16 protein-coding genes are annotated in these 17,506 nt (G+C 66.0%); 4 read left to right on the top strand and 12 right to left on the bottom strand.

Going from position 1 to position 17,506, the window contains the following annotated elements:
- Positions 1-57: 57 nt before the first annotated feature.
- From ABLE71_RS06440 to ABLE71_RS06450, 3 genes are read right to left on the bottom strand one after another with little or no spacing between them, the layout of a single operon-like run.
- Positions 58-975: an SDR family oxidoreductase gene (locus tag ABLE71_RS06440; RefSeq protein WP_348782523.1), complete on the bottom strand. Its 918-nt coding sequence runs from the start codon at positions 973-975 to the stop codon at positions 58-60.
- Complete coding sequence (gene queG, locus ABLE71_RS06445; protein WP_348782524.1) at positions 972-2,150, bottom strand: tRNA epoxyqueuosine(34) reductase QueG; 1,179 nt, start codon at positions 2,148-2,150, stop codon at positions 972-974. Before queG ends, ABLE71_RS06440 begins: the two co-directional genes overlap by 4 nt.
- On the bottom strand, positions 2,131-2,823 hold the full coding sequence (locus ABLE71_RS06450) for a glutathione S-transferase family protein (protein WP_348782525.1): 693 nt from the start codon (positions 2,821-2,823) through the stop codon (positions 2,131-2,133). The genes queG and ABLE71_RS06450 overlap by 20 nt, the downstream gene beginning before the upstream one ends.
- 160 nt (positions 2,824-2,983) lie before the next feature.
- Between ABLE71_RS06450 and ABLE71_RS06455 the strand changes: the two genes are divergently transcribed.
- Positions 2,984-3,790, top strand: a complete 807-nt coding sequence (locus tag ABLE71_RS06455; RefSeq protein WP_348782526.1) for an undecaprenyl-diphosphate phosphatase — start codon at positions 2,984-2,986, stop codon at positions 3,788-3,790.
- Here ABLE71_RS06455 and ABLE71_RS06460 read toward each other — a convergent pair.
- From ABLE71_RS06460 to ABLE71_RS06490, 7 genes are all read right to left on the bottom strand, one after another.
- Complete coding sequence (locus ABLE71_RS06460) at positions 3,787-4,551, bottom strand: sulfite exporter TauE/SafE family protein (protein ID WP_348782527.1); 765 nt, start codon at positions 4,549-4,551, stop codon at positions 3,787-3,789. The genes ABLE71_RS06455 and ABLE71_RS06460 overlap by 4 nt on opposite strands.
- A gap of 14 nt (positions 4,552-4,565) precedes the next feature.
- Complete coding sequence (locus tag ABLE71_RS06465) at positions 4,566-5,540, bottom strand: complex I NDUFA9 subunit family protein (RefSeq protein ID WP_348782528.1); 975 nt, start codon at positions 5,538-5,540, stop codon at positions 4,566-4,568.
- Between the two features lie 447 nt (positions 5,541-5,987).
- A complete protein-coding gene (locus ABLE71_RS06470) occupies positions 5,988-7,001 on the bottom strand; it encodes an Ldh family oxidoreductase (protein WP_348782529.1) in 1,014 nt (337 codons plus the stop codon).
- Between the two features lie 3 nt (positions 7,002-7,004).
- Positions 7,005-7,820 carry an ABC transporter permease gene (locus tag ABLE71_RS06475; RefSeq protein WP_348782530.1) on the bottom strand — a complete coding sequence of 272 codons (816 nt, stop codon included), beginning with the start codon at positions 7,818-7,820 and terminating at the stop codon, positions 7,005-7,007.
- Entirely contained in the window at positions 7,820-8,479 is a 660-nt protein-coding gene (locus tag ABLE71_RS06480; protein ID WP_348783675.1) for an ABC transporter permease subunit, read from the bottom strand. Before ABLE71_RS06480 ends, ABLE71_RS06475 begins: the two co-directional genes overlap by 1 nt.
- 196 nt (positions 8,480-8,675) lie before the next feature.
- Complete coding sequence (locus ABLE71_RS06485; protein ID WP_348782531.1) at positions 8,676-9,455, bottom strand: transporter substrate-binding domain-containing protein; 780 nt, start codon at positions 9,453-9,455, stop codon at positions 8,676-8,678.
- Positions 9,456-9,522: 67 nt separating this feature from the next.
- Positions 9,523-10,338 carry an ABC transporter ATP-binding protein gene (locus ABLE71_RS06490; RefSeq protein WP_348782532.1) on the bottom strand — a complete coding sequence of 272 codons (816 nt, stop codon included), beginning with the start codon at positions 10,336-10,338 and terminating at the stop codon, positions 9,523-9,525.
- Between the two features lie 225 nt (positions 10,339-10,563).
- Here ABLE71_RS06490 and ABLE71_RS06495 point away from each other — a divergent pair, with 225 nt between their 5' ends.
- From ABLE71_RS06495 to ABLE71_RS06505, 3 genes are read left to right on the top strand one after another with little or no spacing between them, the layout of a single operon-like run.
- Positions 10,564-11,412, top strand: a complete 849-nt coding sequence (locus ABLE71_RS06495; protein ID WP_348783676.1) for an arginine deiminase family protein — start codon at positions 10,564-10,566, stop codon at positions 11,410-11,412.
- Positions 11,409-12,989, top strand: a complete 1,581-nt coding sequence (locus ABLE71_RS06500; protein WP_348782533.1) for a 5-guanidino-2-oxopentanoate decarboxylase — start codon at positions 11,409-11,411, stop codon at positions 12,987-12,989. The genes ABLE71_RS06495 and ABLE71_RS06500 overlap by 4 nt, the downstream gene beginning before the upstream one ends.
- Positions 12,990-12,992: 3 nt before the next feature.
- Positions 12,993-13,712 carry an SDR family NAD(P)-dependent oxidoreductase gene (locus tag ABLE71_RS06505; RefSeq protein ID WP_348782534.1) on the top strand — a complete coding sequence of 240 codons (720 nt, stop codon included), beginning with the start codon at positions 12,993-12,995 and terminating at the stop codon, positions 13,710-13,712.
- Positions 13,713-13,730: 18 nt separating this feature from the next.
- Here the strand turns inward: ABLE71_RS06505 and ABLE71_RS06510 are convergent, their stop codons facing one another.
- Both ABLE71_RS06510 and rpsA read right to left on the bottom strand, forming a co-directional pair.
- Positions 13,731-15,383, bottom strand: coding sequence for an MFS transporter (locus ABLE71_RS06510; protein WP_348782535.1), 1,653 nt, complete (start codon positions 15,381-15,383; stop codon positions 13,731-13,733).
- A 232-nt stretch (positions 15,384-15,615) separates the two neighbouring features.
- Positions 15,616-17,313, bottom strand: coding sequence for a 30S ribosomal protein S1 (gene rpsA / locus ABLE71_RS06515; RefSeq protein ID WP_348782536.1), 1,698 nt, complete (start codon positions 17,311-17,313; stop codon positions 15,616-15,618).
- Positions 17,314-17,506 lie beyond the last annotated feature (193 nt).

The raw sequence follows: 17,506 nt of genomic DNA on the forward strand, positions 1-17,506 counted from the left end.
GCCGACGCCACGTCCAAACTATACCACTTTCCCGCGTAGGGTTCGATCACAAGCGATTCATCGGCGCTTCATCGGGCTCCTGGCATCGTTTTCGCCCTCGCCCGCCCAGTCACCCTCCGCCCACATGGCGTCGAAGGCCGACCGGTAGTCCGGGAAGCGGAAGCGATAGCCGGTTCCCTTGATCGCCGCGTTCGAAACGCGCTTGTTCTCGCCATAGAAAGACCGCGCCATGGGCGAAAGTTGGGCAGAGGCGAAAGGAATTTCGGGCGGCGGTTCGACGCCCATCCGATCCGCGGCATAGGTCACCACGTCCTGTGGCGGCGCGGGCAGGTCGTCCGTGATGTTGAAAATACCATCCTTGTTGCGTTCCGCGAGATGCCAGAGCGCCCCGGCGATGTCGGCGACATGGATGCGGTTGAACACCTGGCCGGGCTTGATCAGGCGCTTTGCCGTGCCGTTCCGAAGGTTGACGAAAGCGTTGCGGCCGGGTCCGTAGATTCCAGACAGCCGGAGCACCGCGACGGGCAAACCGGTTTCCTGTCCCAACGACAGCCATTCTCTTTCGGCGGAGACGCGCAGGACGGAGCGTCGCGAGACCGGGCGGCATTCGCTCGTCTCGTCGACCCAGCCGCCGTCGTGGTCACCATAGACGCCGACGGTCGAAAGATAGCCTATCCAGCGCAGCCCGGGGACGAGATGCGCAATCGCGTCCCGTGTGGCCGCCAGGACCGGGTCGCCGCTCTCGTCCGGCGCGATCGAGACGATCAGATGCGTCGCCTGTTTCAGCCGCGCCAGAAGTTCCGGCGAAAGGACATTGCCGTCGAAGAGGAACGGCTCGATGCCTGCGCGCCGCAAAGCACCGAATTTCTCGCGTGAGCGCGTCGTGCCGTATATCCCGACCGCCGGATCGCTGCGCTCGGCAGCGAAAGCTTTGGCCGAATAGCCCGCGCCGAAGATGAAGAAGCTTGAAGTCATGCGTGAACGTTCGCCATCTCGGAATGCGCTGGTCCGGCGGCGCACCACTCGGCCTGCACGGAAGCATCCGGTTCCTGCTGCGCATTGGCTTCTAGTTTCGCGAAATCCGGACGCGGTAGCAGCCGCGACAGCGCCCAGACGGCCGCGCCGCGCACCAGCGGCGAGGCGTCGTCGAGTAATCTCCGGCACTGGGCAACCAGGGAGGGATCACCGGAGTTGCCGGCGGCGATCAGCACGTTGCGCAAGAAGCGGTCGCGGCCAATGCGCTTTATCGGCGAGCCCGAGAAGAGCGCGCGGAACGCGGCATCGTCCAGTCTGAGCAGATCGGCAAGCCGCGGCTCGCGCAGATCGTCGCGGGCGGCGAGCTTCGCCTCAGACGCGGTCCGGGCAAACTTGTTCCACGGGCAGGCGGCGAGGCAATCATCGCAGCCATAGATGCGGTTGCCGATGGCCGCGCGGAACTCCTGCGGTATCGGCCCCTTGTTCTCGATCGTGAGGTAGGAGATGCAACGCCGCGCATCGAGCCTATAGGGTGCCGGAAAGGCATCCGTCGGACAGGCGTCCAGGCAGGCGCGGCACGAGCCGCAACGGTCCTCCTCCGGCGGGTCCGGCTCGATTGCGGCGGTGGTGAAGATGGTGCCAAGGAAGAGCCACGATCCGAATTCGCGGCTGACGAGGTTGGAGTGCTTTCCCTGCCAACCGATGCCGGCGGCTTCGGCAAGCGGTTTTTCCATGACTGGCGCCGTGTCGACGAAAACCTTCACGTCGCCACCGGTCCTGGCGACGATCCGCCCTGCGATCTCCTTCAGCCGCCCTTTCATCACGTCGTGATAATCGCGGTTCTGCGCGTAGACTGAGATCGCCCCGCGGTCGCGTTTGCCGAGCACGCCGCGAGGATCGCGGTCCGGGCCGTAGTTCATGGCAAACACGACGATCGAGCGCACCTCGGGCCACAATGCGCGCGGATCGCCGCGCCGCTCCAGCGTCTCGGCGATCCAGCCCATCGAACCGTGAAGGCCTTCGGCGACGAATTGTTTCAGCCGCGCTGGCGCGAGCGGGATCGAATCGGGCGCGGTGACGGCGACGGCGGCGAAGCCGGCCAGCTGTGCCTCGCGGCCGATCATCTGCCGCAGCGATTCGCCTTTCCTGGGCGCGCTAGAAGTCGAGGTCCGCATAGTGAGCCGCCGGGGAGAGGCCCCGGACCCGGTCGGAAAGCAGCGGCCTGAAGGACGGCCGCGATTTCATCCGCGCGTACCATTCGCGCGCCGCGCCGTGGCCGCTCCAGTCGATCTCGCCCAGATAGTCGAGGATGGAAAGCGTCGCCGCCGCGGCGAGGTCGGCATAGGTGATGCGCGGCCCTGCGAGCCAGTGGCGCGTGCCGGCAAGCCAGTTGGTGTATTTCATGTGCTGGCGCACATTCGCGCGCGCCGCCCGGATCGCTCCCGAATCGGGCGAACCGCCGCCGAGCGCCTCGGGCATCAGCGGCTTCAGCACGCGTTCGCGCACCAGATGACGCGTCACTTCCCCTTCGGTCTTCACCAGATACCAGTCGGCAAGGCGGCGTATCTCGGCGCGGTCCATCGGGTCTTCGGCGAGCAGTCGCCGGTCGCGCTTCAAAACGCCGCGTGTCTCGTCGAGATATTCGGCGATAACATGCGCCCCGATGATCGGCACGTCACCCTCAGCCAGCAGCACCGGCAGCGTACCAGCGGCGTTCAGCGCCAGGAATTCCTTGCGGCGCGTCCACGGCTTTTCCTCGATCAGCGCCAGTTCCTCGCCGAACTCGCCGAACGCCAGGCGGACGAAACGGCATGTCGCGAACATCGGATGGTGAAAAAGCGTCAGCATGATCCCGCGTTCGAAAGTCGAAAATGCGTCTGGCCTCGCGGAGGCCGCGCCGCTACATCTTGCGCGGCCCGATTCAGGGCTCGCCGCGGCGCACCGACCTATAGGGCCGGTTCCACGCCCTGACAAGCAATAGCGGCCTTCCCGGAGAGATTGCTCTAAGATGGAAAATCAGACGATCGTCAACGCCCTGATACTCGGCCTGCTCGAAGGGCTGACTGAATTCATCCCGGTCTCTTCGACAGGTCACATCTTGCTGGCGGGCCATTTCCTCGGCTTCCGTTCGACTGGAAAGGCCTTCGAGATCCTGATCCAGCTCGGCGCGATCCTCGCCATCCTGACCGTCTATTCCGGACGCCTGCTGAAGCTTCTGGCCGACTTCCCGCGCGACGCCCGCACGCGCCGGTTCGTCTTGGGCGTGCTCATCGCCTTCCTGCCGGCGGCTTTTGCCGGCGTCGTCGCGCACGGCTTCATCAAGACCGTGCTGTTCGAGACGCCGAAGCTGATCTGCGTCATGCTTCTCATCGGCGGGGTGGTGCTGTTGTGGATCGACCGGCTTGAACTCAGGCCGAAATACCATGACGTGATGGATTTCCCGCTGTCGCTCTGCCTGAAGATCGGGCTCTTCCAGTGCCTTGCGCTCATTCCCGGCACGTCGCGCTCCGGCTCGACGATCGTCGGCGCGCTGCTGATGGGCACCGACAAGCGCTCGGCAGCCGAGTTCTCATTCTTCCTCGCCATGCCGACCATGGCCGGCGCCTTCGCCTACGATCTCTACAAGAATCGCGACGTGCTTTCGGCCGCCGACCTGCCGATCATCGGCGTCGGCTTCGTCGCGGCTTTCGTCATGGCGGTCATCGTCGTGCGCTATCTGCTCGACTACGTCTCGCGCCACGGTTTTGCGCTGTTTGCCTGGTGGCGGCTGATCGTCGGCGGCGTCGGTCTCGCCGCCCTCTTTGTCTGGGGTTAGAGCCCCGTCAGCCCGCGCCGCAAAAGATCGAGCGCCAGCACCGTGATGCCGATCCGGAACCACTTCCGGAACACCTCTTCAGGCATGCGCTCGAGCAGGACGCTGCCATAAACCGTCCCGATGTACCCCGACAGCATCATGGCGGCCACCAGCGGCACCCATTCCCAGAAGGCGAAGCCGGCGATCCCGAAGACGACGATCTTCAGGAAATGCTGCGTCGTCATGGCGACCGCGCTGGTGGCAACCAGAGCCTTGCGGTCGTTCTGGAGAAACCGGGCGAAAAGCACCGCGACCAGCGGCCCGGTCGCGCCGACAAGCATCGACAGCAGCGCCAGCGCGATGCTGGCCACCGCCAGGCCCGCCTTGGTCAACCGGTCGATGCCGGGGATTTTCGCCCAGGTGAGCAGCAGGATGAAGCCGCCGAGCACGAGTTTCAGCAGCGCATCGGGAAGCTGCACCACCAGGAACACGCCCACGATCGCCCCCACGACGCTGCCGGCTATGAAGGGTTTGGCCACGTCCATCCGCACGAAGGCGCGCTGATGCCAGGCACGGCCGGTGTTCGATCCGAGTTGCACGGCGCCGTGGACCGGAATGAGCGAAGCCACCGGAACGAACAGGCCCATCAGCGCGAGCATGGCAATGCCGCCGCCTATTCCGAAAGCAGCCGTGATGGCCGACGTGAAGGCGCTGGCGACAATCAGGAGTGCCGCGACCCACGGCTCCATGCCGGACGGCAGGAGGGCTGCAACCGCATCCACGCCGGGCGCGAACCCTAGACTTCGCTTCTGTGCGTGAACTGGCCCGCCGGCCGGTAACGCCAGAGATAGCTCGGCAGCACCGCCGCTGTCGATTGCGGCTGGATGCCGAGCCCGGCGAAGGTCAGCCGGGCATCCTCGGCTTCCGTGGACACGATATTGTCCGTCTTGAGCAGCGTGACCTGGTCGCTCGTCAGCAGCGGGTTGGGCAGCAGGCCGAGGAGCGCCCCTTTGATGTGGGCGGCCCACCAAGGCACCGGCACCAGGATCCGCCTGCGGTCGATGATCTCCAGCATCTGCTCCAGGCATTGGCGGAAGGTGAGGATGTCGGGCCCGCCGAGTTCGTAGATTTTGCCGGCCTTGGCCTCGCCGTCGACCGAAAGCGCGATCGCTTCGGCGACGTCGCCGACGAAGACCGGCTGGAACTTCGTCTTGCCGCCGCCGATCAGCGGCAGCACAGGCGAATAGCGCGCCATGCCGGCGAAGCGGTTGAAGAACTGGTCTTCCGGCCCGAAGACGATCGACGGCCGGAAGACCACGGCGTCCTTGACCGTCTCGAATACCGCGTTCTCTCCGGCAGCCTTGGTGCGGGCATAGACGGATTTGGAGTTCGGATCGGCGCCGATCGCCGAACCGTGCGTCAGCCTGGCGCCCGCAGCCTTGGCGGCTTGCGCGACGTTGCCTGCGCCATCCTGCTGGACCGCGGGAAAAGTCTGCGCGCCGGACTGGTGGAGGATGCCGACGAGGTTGATCACATGAGCCGCGCCCTCGACGGCGCGGTCCACCGACCAGCGCACGCGCAGATTGGCCTGCACCGGCTGTATCTGGCCGACATTGCCGAGCGGCTGGAGATGACCGGCGAGTTCGGGCCGGCGTGTGGCGACGCGGATCAGGTAGCCGCGCTTGGCCAGCGCCCGCACCACATGCCGCCCGATGAAGCCGGAGCCACCGAACACGGTGACGAGTTTCGGGGTTTCCAGGATTTCGGTCATGGCTGGCTCCGGCGACGCCCACAGGCGCTTGGCTTGGAGCCCGTGTCTAAGTCGGATTCGAGAAAAACGCAAAGGCTGCAAAAGCGGCCAATGGAGCAGGCCGCCTTTGTAGGCTTGTCTCGCCCGGAATTCCCTGCCGCGCTTGGCGCCCACCGACCGGCGAGGGCGGCTCGCGACGCGAAAAACCCCGCCGAAGCGGGGTCTTTCGGGCACTGGGCCCCCGACGCGTTCGGGTCCCGGCCTATTCGATGCGTGTCAGCATGCGCGAAACAAGTCCTGTCGCCCGCCCTTGTCCGCCTGACATGGCGGCGCTGGTCCTCTCGCAGGCATCTGCACGACAATGGGTCGCAGGCGCGATGCAAAAGGTTCAGCGGCGGCGCAAAAATCGTTCGCGAGCGCGGCGTCGGCCATCCGGCCGTGTACTATACGCCCGCTTCCGCTCGCGGCTCAGCCGGCCTTGCGGTCGGCGAATTCGGCGATGCGCCGCACGATCTCGACCGGCACGTCGAGGCCGAGAGCCTTGGCGAGCATGCCGGCCTTGCCTCTCGCGACCCCCGGAATGTGTACCCGGTAGTCGAATGCGAGACGATCGAGCTGTTCGCGAAGCCGCGTCGCAAAGTCCGGATCGATCAGCTTCGGCTCGATAGCGAGCACGAAGAGCCCGGTTCCAGGACTGTCATGGCCCTCAGAGAAGGGCGGCGCGTCGAGCGACCAGTTGGCGCCCGACAGACCAGCCGCCAGCACCTCGACCATCAGCGCGATATTGGCGCCGCGATTGCCTCCGAAAGCCAGCAGCGCGCCCTTCATGGCCGCTGCCGGGTCGGTGGTCGGCCGGCCGCTTGCGTCGAGCGCCCAGCCGGCCGGGATTTCGCGACCCTCTTCGGCGGCTTGGCGAATGCTGACGAAGGCGGTGGCGCTCGACGCCTGGTCGATGACCAGCGGCGCTCCGCCTTCGACCGGGGCGGCGAAGGAAATCGGATTGGTGCAATAGACCGGCTTGGTGCCGCCAGCGCCGGCGAGCAGCGCCGGACCGTTGGTGGCAGCGAAAGACACCAGCCCTTCGCCCGCCAGCCGCCCGGTGAAATAGCCGAGCTCGCCGCAGGTGTAGGCGTTCCTTTGCGCAAAGATCGCCACGCCGAAGAGCCGCGCCGATTTGGCAAGCTCGGTGAAGATGCGGTCGAAACCGGTATGCGCGGCGCCGCCCTTGGCATCGGATACGTAGACCGCCAGCGCCGGCCTGGTGATAGCAGGCTCGGCTTGGCCGTCGATGCGGCCGGCTTCGAGCGCTTCGAGATAGTCCAGGAAATGCGACAGCCCCACGGCCGTCACGCCTTTCGCTTGCGCCGCCACGGAGGACTTAGCCAGCGCCTCGGCCGTCTCCTTGCTCGCCCCCGCCGCGATGGCCGCTCTCTCGCAGAGCGAAACCGCTTCAGCCAGATCCAGGCGAACAGTGTCGGCCATGTCTTATCCCAGTCGCGAGGGAATCCGGGCCTCGAGCTTGCGGAATGCAAACACCAGGATGCCGGTGATGCAGAGATAGATGAGCGCCAGCAGAAGCAGCGGCTCGTAGACGATGAAGGTGTCCTGCCTGACACGCGAGGCGACGGCGTAGATGTCGACGACGGTGATGGTGGCGACCAGCGGCGTCGCCTTGAGCAGAAGCACCGCCTCGCCAGCCAGCGTCGGCAACACGCTGTAGATCGCCTGCGGCAGCCAGATGCGGCGGAACAGCGTCCAGCGGTTCATGCCGTAGGCGCGCGCAGCCTCCAGCTGGCCGCGCGGCACGCCGGCGAAGGCGCCCCGCATTATCTCACCGGCATAGCCGCCGACCGAGAGCGTCAGCCCCAGCACCGCGTAGGGCCATGCCTGCCTAAGATACGGCCACAGGAACGACCCGCGTATCCAGGGAAATTGCGGGAACAGCGAGCCCAGCCCGTAGTAAAGAAGCCAGAGCTGAAGCAGAAACGGCGTGCCCCGGATAACGGTGCACAGAGCGTTGGCAGGCCATGCAAGCCAACGCGGACCGGTTACCTGGACGAGGCCAAGCGGAACCGCCAGTGCGAAGCCCAATATGCCGGTGACAATGAGAAGCCAGATCGTCCGCCAGAGGCCGGCGGCCGCCAGCCCGTAATAGTTGGGTATCCAGTCCCAGCGCATGAACAGCGCGGCCGAGACGACGAGCGCCACTCCTGCTGCGATCAGGCCGATGCGGTGGGGCTGCAGCCAGAGCGAGGCGCGCGCTCCGGCATCGATCAGCCCGGTAGCCACGCGCTCGGCCATCAGTGCCCCCCCGCAGGCATGCCGCGCCGCGACCAGCTCTCGATGCGCGCGATGATGACGTTGGAGACCAGGGTGATCAGCAGGTAGAGTACGCCCGCGGCGAGGAAGAAAGTGAAATACGCCTTGGTGGTGCTGGCGGCGGTGCGCGTTTCCTGCGTCAATTCGTTGAAGCCGACGATGGCGAGCAGCGCCGTGTCCTTGGTCGCGATCAGCCAGAGATTGGCGAGGCCGGGAATGGCGAAAGGCAGCATGGCCGGCAGCGTGATGCGTCTCAGCATCAGGCCGACCGACATGCCGTAGGCCCGCGCGGCCTCTATCTGCCCCTGCGGGATCGCGAGGATCGCGCCGCGGATGACCTCGGTGGCGTAGGCGCCCTGCACGATGCCGAGCACGCAGATGCCAGCGACGAGGCCGTTTATGTCGATGCGCTGGTAGCCGAAGGCTTCGAGCAGGCGGTTGATAAGGTCCGTGCCGGCGAAATAGAGGAGCAGGATGAGCACCAGCTCGGGCACGGCGCGCATCACGGTGGTGTAGAGTTCGAGCAGGTCGCGGACGATCGGCCCGCCATAGAGCTTGCCGAAGGCACCGCCGATGCCGAGTACGATGCCGATGCCGTAGGCGCCGACGGCGATCATGATGGAATTGAAGAGGCCGCGCAGGAGGTTGCCGCCCCAGCCGGGCGGGCTGAATGCCAGCAGGTCGAATATGCTCGCCTGCGAAAGCTGGAGGATGACCGCTTCGATCGGCTCGTTCCCGCACTATGCGGCGGCGCCCCTTTGCGGGATCTGCTCGCCGGTTCCCCGTCAGATGCAGTGCCAGCCACGCCGAATCCCGGCGTGGCTGGCAGAGCCTATATCAGCCGCCGTAGATGTCGAAGGTGAAATACTTCTTGGTGATCTCGTCGTATTTGCCGTTCTCGCGGATCGCCTTGATCGCCGCGTTGAGGCGGTCCTTGATAGCGGTATCCTCCTTGCGCAAGCCGGCGCCCACGCCCGGCCCGAGGATTACGAGGTCCTCGGCGACGTTGCCCTTAGAATCGCAGCAGGCCTTGCCCTGGTCGGACTGCAGGAAGGCGTCGAGCGCGATGGAATCGGCCTGGGTGGCGTCGATGCGCCCGGCCGCCAGATCCTGGTTCGCCTCGTCCTGGGTCTGGTATTCCTTGATTTCCGCCGCATCGGCGAAGTGCTTCTTCGCGTAGGCCGCGTGGACAGTCGACACCTGGACGCCGAGGATCTTCCCCTTCAGCCCTTCGGGCGTCGCGGCGAAGGTCGTGCCCTTGGCTCCGATCACAGCCGTCGGCGTGTTGTAGTACTTGTCGGAGAAGTCGATCGTCTTCTTGCGCTCGTCGGTGATCGACATGGAGTTCATGATCGCGTCGATCTTCTTGGTGGTCAGCGCCGGGATCAGGCCATCCCACGGGATCGGCACCAGTTCGCATTCGAATTTCGCCTCGGCGCAGATCGCGTTGACGATCTCGACCTCCCAGCCGCCCCAGGCCCCGGACGCGTCGGCCACGTAGAAGGGCGGGTAGGCCTCCGGCGAGAAGCCGACCTTCAGCGGCTCGGCATTGGCCATGGCCGATCCCGACGCTGCAAATAGCAGCGCCGCGGCGGCGATTTTCAGAGTTTTCAACATCACGTTCTCCCAGTTGTTGTTGTGTTCCCGGTATTCTCAGGGCTTGCCGACCCCAGGGTCCGTGGCCCTAATGCGTGTTGTGCAGGAACTGCTTCAGCCGTTCCGATTTCGGCGCGCCGAATATCTGGTCCGGCGGCCCCTCTTCCTCGACCAGCCCGTTATAGAGATAGACGACATGCGTCGCGACCCTGCTGGCGAACTTCATTTCATGGGTGACGAGGATCATGGTGCGGCCCTCGAGCGCGAGATCGCCGATCACCTTCAGCACCTCGCCGACAAGTTCCGGATCAAGTGCGGAGGTCGGCTCGTCGAACAGCATGACGCGGGGTTCGATGGCGAGCGCCCTGGCGATCGCGCCGCGCTGCTGCTGGCCGCCCGACAGGAACGCCGGATAGACGTCGCGCTTCTCGGCCAGGCCGACGCGCGCAAGCAGCCGCTCCCCGTTGGCGACGGCCTCTTCGCGCTTGACGCCGAGCACGTGGATGGGCACCTCGATAACGTTCTCGATCAGCGTCATGTGGCTCCACAGGTTGAAATTCTGGAACACCATGCCGAGCTTCGAGCGGATGCGCTCGATCTGGCGGCGGTCGGCCGGCACTGTATGGCCGTGGCTGTCCGCCTTGAGCCTGATCTCCTCGCCATTGACCCTGATCAGCCCGCTGGTCGGATTCTCAAGGCAGTTGATGCAGCGAAGCAGCGTCGACTTGCCCGAGCCCGAACCGCCGATGATGGCAACGACATCACCGTCCTTCGCCGACAGCGAGACGCCCTTCAGCACCTCGAGCTGGCCGAACTTCTTGTGCAGGTTTTCGATATGGATGGCTTCGGCCGCGCCGTCCGGCGCATCCTTCGCGGCAGATGGCGCGGCGGCGACCTTCGTCACGTCGACCGACCTGCGCTTCGCTTTGCCGCCTTTGGAAATCCCTGACCCATCACCCTGTCGCAAACGCTTCACCTTTGTCAGGATGGACCGGCCCGCTTGCCGCCGTCAACCCGCCTTCTGTGGCTCTTGCGAGTGTCTAGACGGCATGTTTATTGGCTGTTTTTCGGCTCGCCCGGAGGGAACGGAATGAACATCCAGCTGCAGCGGCAATATGGTTCGCAGTCAATGGCTGCGCCGCTCGAGCGCGTGCTGATGCGTTCGGCGGCAAGCGCCATGCGCCACGCGAAGCCGGCCGAATGGCACTACGGCCCGGGCTTCGACTGGGCACGCGCGGCGGCCCAGCACAAAACCTTTTCCGATCTCGTCGCCGCCTCCGGGGCGGAGGTCGAATGGCTGACGGACGAGGACGACGGGCTCGCCGATTCCGTCTTTACGCACGATCCGTCGCTGGTCACCGACCACGGCGCGGTCATCCTGTCGATGGGCAAGGCGCTCAGGCGCCCTGAGCCCGGCTTGCACGAGCAGGCCTACCGCCGGATGGCCGTTCCAATACTCGGCCGCATCGAGCCCCCGGGCACGGTCGAGGGTGGCGACTGCGTCTGGGTCGACGCCAAGACGCTGGCGATCGGACGCGGGGTCCGCACCAACGAGGCCGGCATCCGCCAGATGTCCGCGTTGCTTGCGCCGCATGGCGTCGAGGTGCTCGGCTACGACTTGCCGCTGTGGCATGGCGAAGAGGCCTGCCTGCATCTGATGTCGGTGATCAGCCCCCTGGCCGACGACCTGGCGCTGGTCCATTCGCCGCTGCTGCCCGCCGCCTTCTATCAGTTGCTCAAGGCGCGCGGCATAAGGCTGGTCGAAGGCGACGCCCGGGAATTCCACGACAGTTTCGGCCTCAGCCTGAACGTGCTGCCCACCGCCCCGCGCGAGGTGATCGCCGTCGCCGGCTTCCCCAAGACCACCGCGGCGATGGAGGCCGCGGGCTGCCGTGTCAGGACATTCGAGGCGGACGCGCTCTGCATCGCCTGCGAAGGCGGGCCGACCTGCCTGACCAGGCCGGTGTGGCGGTCATGACCACGCTCGGCGAAGCGCTGATCGGTCTGCTCGAAGCGCACGGCGTCGACACGGTGTTCGGCATTCCGGGCGTGCACACGGTCGAGCTCTACCGCGGGCTGGCGGGCTCGAGGATCCGCCATGTCACGCCGCGCCACGAACAGGGCGCGGGCTTCATGGCCGACGGCTACGCGCGCGCTTCGGGCAGGCCCGGCGTCGCCTTCGTCATCACCGGGCCGGGTCTCACCAACACGATCACCGCCATGGGACAGGCGCGCGCCGATTCCGTACCGATGCTCGTCATCTCCGGCGTCAACGCGACCGATACGCTGGGCAAAGGTCTCGGCCATCTGCACGAACTGCCTGACCAGCGCGGCATGATGGAGAAGGTGGCGCTGTCGTCGCGCCGCATCGCCAGGCCCGAAGAACTGCCGGGCGCGCTGGCCGACGCCTTCTCCCTCTTCGCCGGCGCACGGCCGGGGCCGGTCCATATCGAGATTCCGATCGATGTGATGGCCATGCCGGCGGACGCTCTTGCGCCGCTGCCGGTGATCGCCGGGCCGCCTGCGCCCGACGCGGCGCAGATCGCGCGGGCAGCGGCACTTGCCGGCAACGCCTCCCGCCCGCTGATCCTCGCCGGCGGCGGCGCGAAAATGGCGGAGGCGGCCCTCAGGCGCCTCGCCGAAACCCTGGACGCGCCGGTGGTGCTCACGGCGAATGCGCGGGGCCTGCTCCACGCCCACAAGCTCGCCGTGCCCGCGAGCCCGAGCCTGAAATCCGTGCGCCGGCTGATCGATGGGGCCGATCTGGTCATTGCGCTGGGCACCGAACTCGGGCCGACCGAATACGACATGTATGGCGACGGCGGCTTCGTCCTGCCCAAAAATCTCATCCGCATCGACATCGACGCCGCGCAACTGGCGCGCCATCCGGCCGCCGTCGCGATCGAGGCGGATGCCGAGGCGGCCACGGACGCGCTGTTTGTAGCTTTGCCCGGCGTGCGATCGGGGGACGGGTCCGGCACTGCGCGCGCGGCCGCCGCTCGAAACGCCGCCCGCGCCGAACTGCCCGCCTACATGCAAGCGCAGCTCGAGGCGGTCGAGACGATCCGCGACACGCTTCCCGGCTCGATCATCGTCGGCGATTCCACGCAGCCGATCTATGCTGCCAATCTCTATTACGACCACGACCGGCCGGCCGGCTGGTTTAACGCCGCGACCGGTTTCGGGGCGCTGGGATATGGGCCGCCGGCCGCGATCGGCGCGGCACTTGCAGTGCCGGACGCCACGGTCGTCTGCCTCTCGGGCGACGGCGGCTTCCAGTTCTCGCTGCCGGAGCTCGGCGCGGCGGTGGATGCGGGCGCGCCGGTCATCTTCGTCATCTGGAACAATCGCGGCTACCGCGAGATCGAGACCTCGATGCGTGACGTCGGCGTCGAGCCGGTCGGCGTTTCGCCGGCGCCGCCTGATTTCCGCAAAATCGCCGAAGCCTACGGCATCTCCGCCGAGTGGCTCGGCTCACCCGCCGGACTGTCCGAGGCCCTCCTGCGTGCCAGTGCGGCGAAAAAGCCCTATCTCATCGAAATCGCGGTGGATTGAGCGATGGCGGGCGCGTTTCACGGCAGGACGGTAGTGGTGACGGGCGGCACAGGCGCACTCGGCGCCGCCGTGCTCGACAAGCTGCTCGACGAGGGCGCCATTTGCCACGTGCCGACCAGCCATGCTGCCTCACCCAAGGGATTCGCCTTTGCCAGGCACGGGCGCGTCACGCTCTCGGCCAATGTCGAACTCGGCGATCCGACGTCCGTCGAGGCCTTTTACGCAACCATCCCGGACCTGTGGGCCTCGATCCACTGCGCAGGCGGCTTCGCGATGTCGCCACTTGGCCAACCAGGTTCGGACGCTTCGGACGACATTTTTGCCGGCATGATGGACGCCAACGCGCGAACCGCCTTTCTCTGCTGCCGCGCCGCGGCGCGCGCGATGCTCGCCTCGGGCACGGCGGGCCGCATCGTCAACGTCACCGCGCGGCCGGGGCTTGACCCGCGCAGGGGTGCCGGTATGTCCGCCTACACGGCGAGCAAGGCGGCGGTCGCCGCGATCACCGTGACGCTCGCTGAAGAACTGAAGGGCGACGGCATCCTCGTCAACGCGGTTGCGCCATCGACGCTCGATACGCCGGCGAACCGCAAGGCGATGTCCAAGGCCGATTTCTCCAAATGGGTGAGCCTCGAGGCGGCTGCGGAGGCGATCACCCATCTCGCTTCGCCAGAGAACGCGACGATCAGCGGCGCGCTCGTGCCGCTTTACGGCCGCGCCTGAGCTTACCGTCGCGCCCCCTCACGACGAGCCGTGGATATCCATCATCGGCTTCAGCTGATCCTGAGATGCCGCCCAGTCCGGCGGCCGCTCGATCATGCGGCGCACCTTGATCGGCTCTGTTCCGCTGTGCAGCCGGCGCAGCGTGTCCCACACCACCGCGTCCGAATGCGTGGTGCGCAGATTGTGCCTGATATATTCGTGCCAGGTCGGCGTATGATAGGTCTCGACCCAGATTTGCGGGTTTTCCAGGTCGCGCTTAAGCGTCCAGTTTCGCGCCCCGTCGCGCCGCCTGATCCGCCTTCGCTCGGCCATCGCATCGAGGAACTCGTGCAGATCCGCCTCGCGGATCACGTATTCGATCGAGATGACGATCGGCCCTGAACGCGGCTTCAGGTCGAGCGCGAGATTCGGCTCGCGCCAGCGGTTGAGCGGGTCGAGATTAAGCTCCGTCAGTTCGGGCAGCTTGAACCACAGACCGAGCGCGGCCCCGACAAGCATCAGCGCCGCGGAGACGAGCAGCGCCTCGACGGGACTGTAGCCCTCGGCGACCAGGCCCCATATCCAGCTTCCGAGCGCCATGCCGCCGAAGGTGGCCATCTGGTAGAGCGACATGGCGCGCCCGACAACCCAGCGCGGCGTCGACAATTGCACGGTGATGTTGAAGAGCGAGAGCGTGAGCACCCAGCTCGCGCCGCCGATCACCAGGCCGATGCAGGTGAGCCACGCGCTGGTCGAGAGCGCCTGGATGGTCGCCGAGAGCGCGAAGGCGACGAAGCCGATGCGCGCGATCCATTCGTTGGCGAGCACGCCGCGCAGCCGGCCGCCGAGGAATGCGCCGCCGATGGCGCCGATTCCGTACGCGCCGAGCAGGACGCCGTAGAGCAGCGGGCCACCCTGGATGATGTCGCGCGCGACCAGCGGCAGCAACGCCAGCGTCGAAATCGCGGTGATGCCGAAGGCGAAGCCGCGCAGCAGAACCGTTTCGATATTCGGCGACATGGCCACGTAGCGCAGCCCGGCCGAGATCGCGAGGCCGAGCGGCTCGCGCGGCAGGGTCGACGGCGGCGTCGCAAGCTTCCAGCGGAAGAGCACGATGATGAGTGCGATGTAGCTGACGGCGTTGGCGGCGAAGGCGGCCGCCGCACCCGCCGTCGCGACGATCGCGCCGCCGATCGCCGGACCGACGCTGCGCGTCAGGTTGAAGCTCATCGAGTTCAGCGCCACCGCCGCCGGGACATGGCTGCGCGGCACCATGTCGCCTACCGCCGCCTGCCATGAAGGGTTGTGCAGCGCCGTTCCGCAGCCGATCAGGAAGGTGAAGGAGAGCAGCAGCCAGGGCGTCATGATGTCGGCATAGGCGGCCAGCGCCAGCGCCACCGACACGGTGAGCATGAAGCATTGCGCAACCAGCATGACGGAGCGGCGGTTGAAATTGTCCGCAAGCGCGCCGGAGACCAGCGAGAACAGCATGATCGGCAGGGTGGTCGAGGCCTGGACCAGCGCGACCTGATCGGCCGACTGCGAGATCGAGGTCATCATCCAGGCCGCGCCGACGCCCTGGATCAGCGAACCCATGTTGGAGCCGAGCGTCGCGAACCAGACGTGCCGGAAGACGTCGGACTCGAAAGGTGCAAGCGCACCGGGGCGCACGGGAAGGGGTTGGTCAGGCATGCCGTTGTGGCCGGCGTCCGGCCCTTGGCTTTCGAAATGCGGTTTCATGAGCGCACGCGAGGGATGCGCGCGCGGGCAGGAACGCCCTGATTGAAGTCACTATCCCAGTTCGAAAGCTCCTCCGCAACTTTCACGCACCGTTTGTGGGCAAAAGAAACCCGCCGGATCGCTCCGGCGGGTTTTTGTCACGCCCACAGCACCTCTTTGAAACGGCGCGGCGGGAACCGGCAGCTTAGCTGCCCTGCTTCTTCAGCGCGGCGCCCAGGATGTCGCCGAGCGATGCGCCGGAGTCGGTCGAGCCGTACTGAGCGACGGCTTCCTTCTCCTCGGCGATTTCCAGCGCCTTGATCGACACCGACAGCCTGCGGGTCTTCTTGTCGAAGGAGATGACGCGGGCGTCCACCTTCTGGCCGACGGTGAAGCGCTCGGGGCGCTGCTCGTCGCGGTCCCTGCTGAGATCTGACCGCTTAATGAAGGTCTCTATGCCGTGATCGACGAGGCGGACGTCGAGGCCGCCATCCTTGACGCCGATGACCTCGCAGGTGACGACCGCGTTCTTGCGCAGTTCGCCGGAGCCGGCGGCCTCGCCGACCGCATCGCGCGCCATCTGCTTGATGCCGAGCGAGATACGCTCCTTCTCGATGTCGACGTCGAGAACCTGAGCCTTGACCATGTCGCCGCGGTTGTACTCCTCGATGACCTGCTCGCCCGGACGGTTCCAGTCGAGATCGGAGAGGTGCACCATGCCGTCGACGTCGCCTTCGAGCCCGATGAACAGGCCGAACTCGGTCTTGTTCTTGACCTCACCCTCGACAACCGATCCGACCGGATGGTTGCGCTGGAAGGCTTCCCAGGGATTGTCGAGCGTCTGCTTGAGGCCGAGCGAGATGCGGCGCTTGGCCGGATCGACCTCCAGCACGACCACGTCGACCTGCTGGGTGGTCGACAGGATCTTGCCGGGATGCACGTTCTTCTTCGTCCACGACATTTCCGAGACGTGGATGAGGCCCTCGATGCCCGGCTCCAGCTCCACGAAGGCGCCGTAGTCGGTGATGTTGGTGACCGTGCCGGTGATCTTCTTGCCGATCGGGAACTTGGTGCCGATCTCGCCCCACGGATCCGACTCGAGCTGCTTCATGCCGAGCGAGATGCGGTGCGTTTCCTGGTTGATGCGGATGATCTGCACCTTGACCGTCTGGCCGATATTGAGGATCTCGGTCGGATGGTTGACGCGGCGCCATGCCATGTCGGTGACATGCAGCAGGCCGTCGATGCCGCCGAGGTCGACGAACGCACCGTAGTCGGTGATGTTCTTGACCACGCCTTCGACCACCTGGCCCTCTTCGAGGTTCTGCACGATCTCCGAGCGCTGCTCGGCGCGGCTCTCTTCGAGCACGGTGCGGCGCGACACCACGATGTTGCCGCGGCGGCGATCCATCTTGAGGATCTCGAAGGGCTGCGGATTGTGCATGAGCGGTGTGACGTCGCGGATCGGACGGATGTCGACCTGGCTGCGTGGCAGGAAGGCCACGGCGCCGTCGAGATCGACGGTGAAGCCGCCCTTGACCTGGTTGAAGATGACGCCTTCGACGCGCTCGCCCTTGTTGAACTTCTCTTCGAGCCGGACCCAGCTCTCCTCGCGGCGGGCCTTGTCACGCGACAGCATGGCTTCGCCAAGCGCGTTCTCGATGCGCTCGACATAGACCTCGACCGTGTCGCCGACTTTGAGGGTGGAGTCCTTGCCCTTGACGCCGAATTCCTTCAGCGGCACGCGGCCTTCGACTTTCAGGCCGACGTCGATGATGGCCATGTCTTTTTCGATGGCCGTGATGATGCCCTTGACGACCTGGCCTTCACCCGAATGTCCGTCCGAGAAGGACTCTTCGAGAAGCGCGGAAAAATCGTCGCGGGTTGGATTTGCTACAGACATATTTTCTCCTGGGAAGCCCCGCGTCTGGCGGGACCTGGCGCCGTGGTTAGAGTTGCGTTGGCCTGCCGGCGTTCCGGGCTGGAAAAGCCCTGTTGCCGCTTTTCGCGGCGATACCGGCGCAAGAGAATGCTGGCAGGCTGGTTTTGGTATTTCCTCGGCCCGATATGGGGACTTCATCTGCTTCCGTCGATCG

Source organism: Mesorhizobium sp. KR9-304, from assembly GCF_040049215.1.
Classification (GTDB): domain Bacteria; phylum Pseudomonadota; class Alphaproteobacteria; order Rhizobiales; family Rhizobiaceae; genus Mesorhizobium_K.